This is a genomic window from Arsenophonus nasoniae DSM 15247, from assembly GCF_000429565.1.
Classification (GTDB): domain Bacteria; phylum Pseudomonadota; class Gammaproteobacteria; order Enterobacterales; family Enterobacteriaceae; genus Arsenophonus; species Arsenophonus nasoniae.
Genome location: NZ_AUCC01000217.1, coordinates 1 through 1,591 on the forward strand (window position 1 = coordinate 1; position 1,591 = coordinate 1,591).

Here is a 1,591-nt window from a genome sequence, read left to right on the forward strand (position 1 = left end):
AATTCCATAAGTTTCAGATAATAGTATTCCCTCCCGATGGGCTGGGAATTTATAAATCTCCCAATTTCAGGGAGGCCAGGTTGTTAAAGAGCGGTTATTGTTTAAAACAATCCATTAATAAAATTAAAGCGAATTATTTTTCAGAGTTCTTATTGTTTTATTTTGATAAAGGTCAGCCTCAAGCATTAGGTTCTTTTTAGTCAACTTTTCAATTAAAAGGGCATATTTCCAAGGGATAACTTCCCCCCAAAGACTAACTGTAGATTTGGAAATGTTAAGAACTTTTGCTGTAGCAACCGTACCTCCAAAATAATCAATCACATTTTTCTTAAGCATAAAAACGGATTTCCATCCACAGGAGATTTAGCTATGTCAGAAAGTTTACACAACAAAACAAATATGATCAACATTCAAAACTAAAAATGTTTAATAATATAAACATGAAAAAAACAACTATTAATGAACGCATCATCTTACGCATGCGACAATTAAAGCTAAAACACAAAGACATTGTCAAAGCTACTAAAGCCTCTAAAGGAGCAGTGAGTCAATGGGTCAATGGCGGGAATAAACCGTCAGCAGATTATGTGGCTGCTTTAGCCCACGTGCTTAAAGTGAGTGAAAAATGGTTATTAGAAGGTGAGTTAAATGATGAAGTAATACCCTATCATAATAAAATGAAAAAAATACCACTACTATCACTTGAGCAGGCAGTAACATGGAGTGATAGTATTATGAATAATGATCATTGGATAGAAACTTCGTCTAATACCAATAACTCTTGTTTTGCGGTTCAAATTAAAGGGGATTCTATGGTAAGTACAACTGGTTCAGGGATTTCCCTTCCTGAAGGAGCATTCTTAATTATTGATCCGAAATATAAAGTTAGCAGTGGTCTTATAGTGGCTGCCCATTTACCTAGTTCTGATGCCATTATAATAAAAAAATTAATTATAGACGGACCAAATATTTATCTTGTTTCTATAAATCCCAATTACAAACCTATTCAAATTGACACTTTAGATTATATCATTGGTGTTGGAACTCGTATTGAGTTTGATCTTGTTTAATCAATTCTTTTCAATAACTCACTGAATTAAAAAATCAAATCTAAAATTCTTTTAACATAAACTGCCTGCCTAAAGTTTAATTAATAAAACATATATTGACACAATAAGTTTTGTTATCTAAACTACATTCCATCAACTCACTGCAACAGGCAAACGCCAGACAATACTTCGAGTTATCTGAAACTTTGCCAGACGTTGCTAAGTAGCCAGCCTGAGGCGTATGAACATGAAGGCAAGTGACGACAGTTAAGCTCTACCGCTCTTTAACACTCTTTCGCTGAAAAAGCGAACCATAAAACACCCAAACAGTCGGTTTTGGGGTGTGTGAAATAACCAAAATACAGTCATTAAGTAAAAGTCAACACCAGGGTACTACCAATATGACTGTCAATATAATCCGGATACCTCCGGCACACACCACCAAAACCCATTGTAGGAGGTAATATGTGTAACTTTCATGGTTATGATAATGCTCGTCGTCGTAGAAATGAGCGTAGAAAAGCCAGACAGGCAGCTTATGA

General features: G+C 34.9%; 2 protein-coding genes. One reads left to right on the forward strand and one right to left on the reverse strand.

Annotated features, from left to right (window positions below):
* Nucleotides 1-123 precede the first annotated feature (123 nt).
* A complete protein-coding gene (locus G468_RS0117645; protein WP_026824109.1) occupies nt 124-336 on the reverse strand; it encodes a Cro/CI family transcriptional regulator in 213 nt (70 codons plus the stop codon).
* A gap of 104 nt (nt 337-440) precedes the next feature.
* Between G468_RS0117645 and G468_RS0117650 the strand changes: the two genes are divergently transcribed.
* Nucleotides 441-1,070, forward strand: coding sequence for a LexA family protein (locus G468_RS0117650; RefSeq protein ID WP_026824110.1), 630 nt, complete (start codon nt 441-443; stop codon nt 1,068-1,070).
* The last annotated feature ends 521 nt before the right edge of the window (nt 1,071-1,591 follow it).